We start from the raw sequence: 8,359 nt of genomic DNA, 5'->3' as shown, positions 1-8,359 counted from the left end.
TGCATCGCCCGCACGGCCTCGCGCTTGTTCTCGACGGTCAGTACTTTCGGTTGAGGGCCGCCTTCAGGGCCTCGTTGTCCAGAAGAGACTCAGCCAGCAGCTTCTTGAGCCTGGCATTCTCATCCTCGACAGTCTTCAACCCGCGTGCCTCTGAAACCTCCATGCCGCCGAACTTCTTGCGCCACGTGTAGAACGTGGCGTCAGAAATGTTGTACTTGCGGCACAGGTCTTTCACCGCCAGGCCGGCTTCGGCTTCCTTCAAAATGCTGATGATCTGGTCTTCTGAAAATCGCTTTTTCATGTTGATCGTCCTCTGCTGTGATGAACATTACTAAGCTGAAAACGGTTAAGCTAGAGGGGAGCAGGTCAGTCGGTCAGGTTAAAAGATCAGTGGCTGGAGTATTGATATGAATAGAGAGCAAGCTTTAGCTGAGTTGAGAGAGCAGGTCTATCGTGAGGTTCTTGATCTGTACGAGGGTGATATAGCGACCGCTGAACTATGGTTGTCATCTCCGGTTCGCGCTCTAGATAATCAAGCGCCGGTCGCGCTGCTGTGCACTGAAGCGGGCCTCCTAAAAATTCGGCATTTGATTAAAAAGTGGGAGCAGGGCGCTGTCTCATAGACGATGATTATTCGAGCTTTTGAGCAGTCTAAGAGGTGGGCTTTAAGCACTCGCGAAAGTTGGAAGGTCCAGAGCCCCACATGAGGGCGACATTGGTTAACGCGAGGATGACCACGAGCAAAAGCAGTGCAACACGATTCTTCGACATTCCCTGTCTTCCACGCCATTAAGCGGGGCTTGTGTTGAGCCCCAATCCTTCTACGTAAGCTGAGCGGTGCTACTAACGCTGAATGTCCGCCTGCGGGTTCATACCGTGGCGTTGAATCCGGACTCGCTTGGGAGCCGGTTTCTTGGGCTGAAGCTTTTTAAAAGCCTCCCATATGAACTCACCGGCGGAAAGGATAGCGTCCTGGCGCACAATGAGCTCAACGGACTCATCGGCTTCTTCGTAGTAGGTGGTGATGTTCACCTTGAGGGTTTTCTCGTCGCGGTAGCCACTCATCATTGGAACCAAAGTAACTTCTTGGTAGGCGCCACCGTTCTGGGAGGGTTCCGCGCACGCCGCAATATAACCAACGTAAACTTTACGATCGTTCATGGACAACATGACCGCCTTTTTGTCATGCATGGCCTTGAACAGCAGATAATCCATCGGGGAGTCCGCCAGCAACTTCCCGGTAACCGGCACCTTAATGTGCCAGGTGCCATGCCACAACGCTTGCCAAAGGTACGCCCAGAGCCTCAACAGGTCACCGGCAAACCAGGTGGCAACGCTCAGCAAAATAAACCAAGCCCAATTCATCGCTACTTCGGTAGAGGCGACGCCCATCATGGTAATGGACTTGCCGATAAAGTTGGCCAGTGACAGGGGAAGGCGCCAGCCCCAAAGATGGACGGTGTCAGGCAAAAACTGGTGCAGGCAATAGACAACCACCCCCGCTAACGCAAAGCACTTCAGACCCATGGTGGCGCTGGATAGGTACAGTCGTTGGCCTTGGTGGCGGGCGTTAGCTAGGCGTTCTACGGGATGGATCAGGCTGGCTCGGTAGCCAGCCACGAGGACCGGAAAAATCAGAAGAAAAAGCACCCGGCCCTCCCTGGACGTGGATCAACTTGCGGTTTCGGCAAACTCTTTCATTTTTTTTGAGAACGCCTTGTACTCCGCGGACTCACGAATCTTCTTGGGGTCCAGACGGACTGTGCCATCGCCAACCACGTGCATATCCGGGTTAGGGTGGTCTTTCAGCATCTGGTGAAGTTTCCGGTCTTCTTCACTGAAGAACATACTCAATAGAGACATACCGCCTCCTATTCACTGTTATTTGACTGCATTACAGCATATTTTCCCGCGTATTGCATGAATGGATCACACGCGGCTACGCCAGCTAATACAATCCCATGAAACCAATCAGCGGCGTTGCTTTCGTCTTACGCGGTTTTGGTGCATATTCCGGCGAACGTGAACGCCCATTCTGGCTGAACGTGAACACCTTTTTTCTTAACGCATCACCCACCGGAGTTTGTACCCTGGGTGTTCACGTTCAGTCAATTTCCTGAAGTCGCTTTCTCATCGATTCCCCTTTCAGAGCCCAGCGGTGAGCGTTGTGCATCAACCGATCCAGAATGGCGTCCGCCAGAGTGTTATCGCCGATGGCGGCGTACCACTGATCGGTGGGTAGCTGGCTGATGATCATGGTCGAGTGAGTGCCGTGACGGTCATCCATGATCTCCATCAGGTCGTTCCGGTGTGCAGGTTTCAGAGCTTCCAGCCCCCAGTCGTCCAGGATCAGCAGCTTTACTTTGGCTAGTTGGCTGAGGGTTTTCTGGTAGGTGCCATCGGCCTTGGCCTGGGTCAGTTCCAGCAGTAATCGGGAGATCCGGTAATACCGGGTGCTGAGGCCGTTGAGGCAGGCCTGATGCCCCACGGCGCAACCCAGATAGGTTTTGCCGCTGCCGCAAGGGCCGGTAATCAACAGGTTCTGACCCCGTTCGAGCCAGTCTGTCTGGGCCAGTTGGGCTACCTGTGTTTTCTTCAGATTGCGTGGGTGCTGGTAGTCGATGTCCTGAACCGAGGCCCGGAGTTTGAAGCGGGCCTGACGCACCAGGCGATCCTGCTTGCGGTGATCCCGGGTCTGGAACTCCCGGTCGAGCAACAGCTCCAGGCGTTCGGTGAACGACAGCTCGTCATAAGTTCCCGGCTGGTTTTGTTGATGTTCCAGGGCGGCAGCCATGCCGCCGAGCTTCAGATCTCTCAATCGTGTCAGGGTTTGCAAGGTGTTCATGCGGGTATCCTAGTGGAAGCTCTTCGGGCCACGGATGTTCTCGTGGTGCTGGGGCAGTTCTGTGTGCAAGGGCAGTTGTTCGGGCAACTTGTCCCGGTTGCTCCGGAGAATGGCCTTGATGTGTTTCAGCCGGTCCAGGCCTTCGCGGTTGGCAATGCGGCAACCGGCGTTAAGGCGCTCGCTGGGATATTCCTTGCTCAGATTGAGTAGCCCAAGACAGACCCGGTAGGCCTGCTCCGGATGCTCCCGCTCATCCAGTCGGTCACTGACCCAGATCAGGGTGTCCGGCCCGATGTCCCGGGCCCAGTTCTTAAGCCGGCCGGGGGACCACTGTTGTTGTTTTTGATGGCGGGTGGGCATGTGCCCTGACTCGGTCGTGATGCCGTACTGATGACTGCGTGGGTGGCTGGCGATCTGTCGTTGCCGGAAGTAGATCTGTACCAGTCGCTCACTGGCGTGGAGGTCCACCTGCTCGCCCACATACTGGTGCGGCACCGAGTAGTGGTGCTGGCTGAACTCGATGTGGTAATCGATGTTGACCCGGCAACGCCGGATCTCGACGTACTCATAGGGGTGTTTGGGTAGCGCCTTCAGGGCTGGCTGGTCGAGCGTCTTGAAGGCCTCCTTCCGGTTGCCTGGCAGCGCTCGGAATGGTCGGCTGTTCAGGTCGTCCAGCAGGGACCGGATGCACTGATTCAGGTCGGCCAGGGTGAAGAAGGTGTGGTGGCGCAACCGCGCCAGTATCCAGCGTTCAACAACCTGTACACCCACCTCCGCCTTGGATTTATCCTTGGGCTTGTAGGGCCGCGCAGGCAGCACCGCGACCTGGTAGTGCGCCGCCAGTTGCTGGTAGCTGGGATTCAGGTCCGGATCGTACCGACAGGCTTTGTTGACACCGCTACGCAGATTATCGGGGATAATCATCTCCGGAACACCCGCAAAAAACTCAAAGGTGCGCACGTGACTCATCAACCAGTCCTGCAAGCCCTGGCTCCAGGTGGCCTCCGCATAGGTGTAATTCGAAGCCCCCAGCACGGCGACAAACACCTGGGCCGTGCGGATTTCGCCGGTTTGCGGGTTAATGATCGGAACGGTGGGGCCACAGTAGTCAATGAAGCACTTTTCACCGGCCTTGTGGATCTGGCGCATAGAGCGCCTTTGCTGCTTTTGCCAGTGCCGGAAGCGGTCACAGTATTGAGAATAGCTGTAACAGCGATTGGGGGATTGGGCGGTGTATTCCTCCCATAGCAGTTGCTTGGTAACGCCCTTGTGTTTGAGGCTCTGATGGACGGTCAACCAGTCCGGTACCTGATAGCGGCTGGAGCTGGTGGGGTCAGCACCGGGATAGAGCATGGCCGCCAGGCGGCCATCGTCCAGATCCTCGGGTAAGGGCCAGGTGATCTCTAAAGCCTGGGCTCGGGTCAGGAGCTTCTGGATAGCCCCGACACTGGTCTTGGTGCTGGCGCTGATTTGCCGGATCGAAAGCCCGGCTTCCAGCCTCAGGCGAAGCACTTCTCTTATTTTGCGCATTGGAATTCTCTTTGCTGCCATGACCCTGATTCCCAAAAAAAGAACCAGAGTAGCAAGCGGTTGAATAAACAATGCGTTAAGAAGGATTCTGGTTGAACGTGAACACCGATTCCGGCATGGTGAACACCGATTCCGGAAATTTCCGAAAAGTGTTCATCTTCGACCAGAATGACTGTTCACGTTGAACCAGAATAGGTGTTCACGTTCGTCCGGAATGGGTGTTCATGATGGGCCGGAATATGCATTTGGGTGGCTCATGAGTTGGACTTCTGTGGGCGGAGTGTAGTCGCCCAGCTGGCCAATATTCAAGTTGTCGGCCGGCCGCACGATCAACAAGGGCAGGGAAGCGACCTCTGCGTGCTTTGTTTCCGAATAGCGGATTGGGTAAGCCCCTATCTGAAAAGGACTGCTTTGTGGTCGATCTGAATGTTCGCTTTGCGACCAGGGCCTACTCCGGGCCCAGCTAAACAAAAGCAGACACTCAAACCCTCCGGTGGAGTTTCGGCCCATTTTCCCTCTTTCTTGGAGCTACCTTTCCTTCCCCTGAATTCCCTTTGGAAAATTCTAATAGTAAGGCGGCACATAGAAATCTGTATGGCAAGCCTCCGATACAGGAGCCTTTCTGATTCGTAAAAATTTTGCTTTATATCTTTAAGTCAAAGGCGGGACAACGCCGTTTTCCAAAAGCAGATGAAAACACTGAACAATGGCCAGCTAAAAGTGTCATTGTCCGACATTGGCAAATTTGGAGGCCTATAGAAAACCGCTAATGCGGTAACCAATTAGCTGATTTCCAACCATTTGGGTTGGATGGCATGCATGCTGCTTTGATTCATAGAAATATTTGTATGAATTGGAGCAAAACATGGGCGCATCACTTTCTATCGACTTCGTCACCCACCGGTTTACGCCTTCTGCAGCGCCGACCCTGAAAGACATAGATGCCCGAATGGAATCGGGTGAAATGACCGCGCTAATCGGCCGTAGTGGTTGCGGTAAATCAACGCTCCTTCATATGCTGGCTGGCCTCCTAATCCCTTCTGAAGGCTGCGTCAGAGTTAATGGCCAGCAGATTTCCTCTCCGAGCGCCAAGTGGAACATGATGTTCCAGAAAGCCTCTTTGTATCCCTGGATGACCGTCCAGGAAAACGCGTCTCTAGGACTTCTTTTCGCTGGCCATTCCAAGAGCGAGGCTGCTGAACAGGTTGAGCCACTTCTTGATATGGTAGGCCTGCATGATAAGAAAAAGGCAAATGTTCAAAGCCTTTCTGGTGGCCAACAGCAAAGAGTTGCGCTGGCCCGATCACTGGCCACAGACCCCGACGTGCTTCTCCTTGATGAGCCTTTCTCTGCCCTTGATGCCTTCACGCGCTCTGCATTGCAGGAAGAGGTGCCAACCATTTGTCGCGAACGGGGCATCACCATGGTGACTGTAACCCACGACATAGACGAAGCCATTACGATGGCGGATCGCGTTCTGGTGATGTCTCAAAATCCCGGGAGAATTGTCAGCGAACTGAAGGTAGACCTACCGTGGCCGCGCCGACACATGGACGTTGGATTCCAGCACTTGCGCGATGAGCTGATGCATCAATTCAAAGGCACTGACACGGGCATGTCCGGTCGGGAAGAGAACCGGTCGAAGACAAAAACTGAATCGAAAGCCAACAGCGCTGCTTGAAACCGATTTCCCCAGTTAAAGGAAAATGCTATGAGAAAGCCCACGCAGAAAAATTCTTCGACCGATCAATCGGAACAGGAATATCTCCAGGAACATGAAATGAGCCGACGGGATTTCATGCTCGATAGCCTCGCTCTCGGAGGTTTGGCGGCTGCATTCGGTATGTCCGCCAGTACCGCCGCCTGGGGCAATGTCCAGCCTCCTGCCGATGAGGTTGTACGGATCGGTTACCTTCCCATCACGGATGCGACCGTTTTGCTTGTCGCCCATGCGAAAGGATTTTTTGAAGAGGAGGGTCTAAAGACAGAGCGTCCCACACTGATACGTGGATGGTCGCCCCTTGTCGAGGGCTTCGCCGCTGGCAAATTCAACCTTGTTCACTTCCTCAAGCCAATTCCTATCTGGATGCGCTACAACAATAATTTTCCGGTGAAGATCATGTCCTGGGCGCATCTGAACGGCTCGGGTCTGGTCGTCGGTCGCCATACCGATGCCAAGAGCTTTTCCGATCTTGGTGGCAAGCAGGTGGCAGTTCCGTATTGGTATTCCATGCATAACATCGTCCTGCAGATGGGGTTACGCCATGCAGGACTTACTCCGGTTATCAAGTCGCAGGGTGACCCTATCGCAGCTAACGAGGTCAACCTTCAGATCATGCCGCCACCCGATATGCCCCCGGCTCTGGCAGCGCGCAAGATAGACGCTTTCATTGTGGCCGAGCCCTTCAATGCTGTGGGCGAAATGCTGGCAGGCGGGAAGATGCTGCGATTCACAGGTGATATCTGGCGCAATCACCCCTGCTGCGTGGTTTGCATGAACGAGAATCAGGTCAATGCCAATCCGACCTGGACTCAGAAGGTAATGAACGCCATTGTTAAAGCCCAGATCTATTCCCAGCAGAACAAAAAGGAAGTTGCGCACCTGCTATCCAAGGATGGAGAGGGTTATCTGCCGATGGATGCCAACATTGTTGAGCAGGCCATGACGTTGTATGACGAGGAAAGCTACGCTGACCCAGAAGCCATTCAGAATGCGGAGTGGGGCAGTGGGCGCATAGATTTCCAGCCTTGGCCGTTTCCTTCGGCTACCAAGCTCATTATCAATGAGCTGAAGCGCACCCTGGTTGGTGGCGACACAACCTTCCTGCAGAATCTGGACCCCGACTTTGTTGTGAATGATCTTGTGGACTACAAGTTTGTCAAGGCCGCCATGGACAAACATCCGGGCTGGAAGCAGGCGCCTGGCTTCAATGCTGACAACCCGTTTGATCGGGAAGAGGTGGTTAAGCTATGAGCACGGAAATTTCCCCTGCCATGAAAGCGCAGCCTCTCGGGTTTAAGTGGCTTCGACCATTGGTGAATTTGTTCGTCGCGCTCCGCTTCCCGGCTCTTGGTATAACGAGCCTGCTGGCCGCATGGTGGTTAGGGGGCTATCTCGTGGCCAATGACCCGGACATGTGGGCCTTTGCCAATTTCGCTCCAGCTCCTACTTTTCATGCTCTATATGGATTGGTTGCCAGTGGTGAAATATGGCCCACGATCTTTTCAAGCCTATACCGGATTCTCTACGGTCTGTTCTGGGGCATCGTAATCGGTGTGCCGGTGGGCGTTTTGATTGGCTACATTGGCAATGCGATGAAAGTGGCTAATGTGCCTTTTCAGTTCCTTCGAATGATTAGCCCGCTCGCATGGATGCCTATTGCCGTCCTTGCCTTTCCCACATGGGATTCGGCTATCGTGTTCTTGATTGTTATGGCGGCAGTCTGGCCGATCATTTTTTCCACCGCACATGGGGTGAGAAGGATTGATCCCAGTTGGTTCAAAGTGGCAAGAAATCTTGGCGCGTCCGGCTTCCATATGCTGCGCCGAATCATTCTTCCGGCCATCATGAGTGATGTTCTTGCCGGTATCAGACTGGCCGTCGGTGTAGCCTGGGTGGTGCTTGTGCCTGCCGAGTATCTCGGTGTAACCAGCGGTCTTGGCTATGCAATCAATGATGCCCGGGACACGCTTTCCTACGATACCCTGGCGGCCATCGTGGTGGTTATCGGCATCATCGGATATGGTCTCGACTCGATCTGTAATTTTTTGATCAAACGATTCAATTGGCACGTTGAATAACCGAGACGCCCCTTCCACAAGGCAGGCCGTTCGAGGCCTGCCTTTTTTGTTGTGCGCCAGGCATGGCGCGTAGCGCCTTGACGGGCGCTGTTCCGGTACAGGTGGTGCTGGCCGGATGACTTGGGGGTGCAAGTCCCCTGTGGACCCGGCAAGGGGAACCACTAGCCGGACGGCAAGGGTGTC

8 protein-coding genes and 1 pseudogene are annotated in these 8,359 nt (G+C 54.4%); 4 read left to right on the top strand and 5 right to left on the bottom strand.

Features of this window, described 5'->3' with window-relative positions; genetic code table 11:
* Nucleotides 1–301: pseudogene (locus tag AC13DD_RS06115) on the bottom strand (transposase); the annotation flags it as partial.
* Nucleotides 302–407: 106 nt separating this feature from the next.
* Here AC13DD_RS06115 and AC13DD_RS06110 point away from each other — a divergent pair.
* The gene (locus AC13DD_RS06110; protein WP_286811058.1) at nt 408–623 is read left to right on the top strand and encodes an antitoxin Xre/MbcA/ParS toxin-binding domain-containing protein; all 216 of its coding nucleotides are present in this window, start codon (nt 408–410) and stop codon (nt 621–623) included.
* Between the two features lie 220 nt (nt 624–843).
* Here the strand turns inward: AC13DD_RS06110 and AC13DD_RS06105 are convergent, their stop codons facing one another.
* The 4 genes from AC13DD_RS06105 to istA all read right to left on the bottom strand — a co-directional run bounded on the left by AC13DD_RS06105 (nt 844) and on the right by istA (nt 4,396).
* Nucleotides 844–1,650, bottom strand: a complete 807-nt coding sequence (locus AC13DD_RS06105) for a hypothetical protein (RefSeq protein WP_286811057.1) — start codon at nt 1,648–1,650, stop codon at nt 844–846.
* 21 nt (nt 1,651–1,671) lie between these two features.
* A complete protein-coding gene (locus AC13DD_RS06100) occupies nt 1,672–1,863 on the bottom strand; it encodes a hypothetical protein (RefSeq protein WP_286811056.1) in 192 nt (63 codons plus the stop codon).
* Between the two features lie 241 nt (nt 1,864–2,104).
* Nucleotides 2,105–2,845 (bottom strand): IS21-like element helper ATPase IstB, encoded by a 741-nt coding sequence (istB, locus tag AC13DD_RS06095; RefSeq protein ID WP_053113077.1) that lies wholly within the window; start codon nt 2,843–2,845, stop codon nt 2,105–2,107.
* Between the two features lie 9 nt (nt 2,846–2,854).
* Nucleotides 2,855–4,396, bottom strand: a complete 1,542-nt coding sequence (istA, locus tag AC13DD_RS06090) for an IS21 family transposase (RefSeq protein ID WP_273085791.1) — start codon at nt 4,394–4,396, stop codon at nt 2,855–2,857.
* A gap of 823 nt (nt 4,397–5,219) precedes the next feature.
* Here istA and AC13DD_RS06085 point away from each other — a divergent pair.
* The 3 genes from AC13DD_RS06085 to AC13DD_RS06075 are packed head-to-tail and all read left to right on the top strand — an operon-like array spanning nt 5,220 to nt 8,176.
* Nucleotides 5,220–6,056: an ABC transporter ATP-binding protein gene (locus tag AC13DD_RS06085; protein ID WP_286811055.1), complete on the top strand. Its 837-nt coding sequence runs from the start codon at nt 5,220–5,222 to the stop codon at nt 6,054–6,056.
* Nucleotides 6,057–6,086: 30 nt separating this feature from the next.
* Entirely contained in the window at nt 6,087–7,349 is a 1,263-nt protein-coding gene (locus AC13DD_RS06080) for an ABC transporter substrate-binding protein (RefSeq protein WP_482930986.1), read from the top strand.
* Nucleotides 7,346–8,176 carry an ABC transporter permease gene (locus AC13DD_RS06075; protein ID WP_286811052.1) on the top strand — a complete coding sequence of 277 codons (831 nt, stop codon included), beginning with the start codon at nt 7,346–7,348 and terminating at the stop codon, nt 8,174–8,176. Before AC13DD_RS06080 ends, AC13DD_RS06075 begins: the two co-directional genes overlap by 4 nt.
* Nucleotides 8,177–8,359: the final 183 nt, after the last annotated feature.

Source organism: Marinobacter sp. L-13, assembly GCF_056857715.1.
The sequence above is the reverse complement of the archived record's forward strand: the minus strand, read 5'-3'. Positions and strand labels throughout refer to the sequence as shown.

Coding starts and splice junctions, on each gene's coding strand:
- AC13DD_RS06110 (WP_286811058.1), top strand. CDS start 408: ATGAATAGAGAGCAAGCTTTAGCTGAGTTGAGAGAGCAGGTCTATCGT.
- AC13DD_RS06100 (WP_286811056.1), bottom strand. CDS start 1,863: ATGTCTCTATTGAGTATGTTCTTCAGTGAAGAAGACCGGAAACTTCAC.
- istB (WP_053113077.1), bottom strand. CDS start 2,845: ATGAACACCTTGCAAACCCTGACACGATTGAGAGATCTGAAGCTCGGC.
- istA (WP_273085791.1), bottom strand. CDS start 4,396: ATGGCAGCAAAGAGAATTCCAATGCGCAAAATAAGAGAAGTGCTTCGC.
- AC13DD_RS06080 (WP_482930986.1), top strand. CDS start 6,087: ATGAGAAAGCCCACGCAGAAAAATTCTTCGACCGATCAATCGGAACAG.
- AC13DD_RS06075 (WP_286811052.1), top strand. CDS start 7,346: ATGAGCACGGAAATTTCCCCTGCCATGAAAGCGCAGCCTCTCGGGTTT.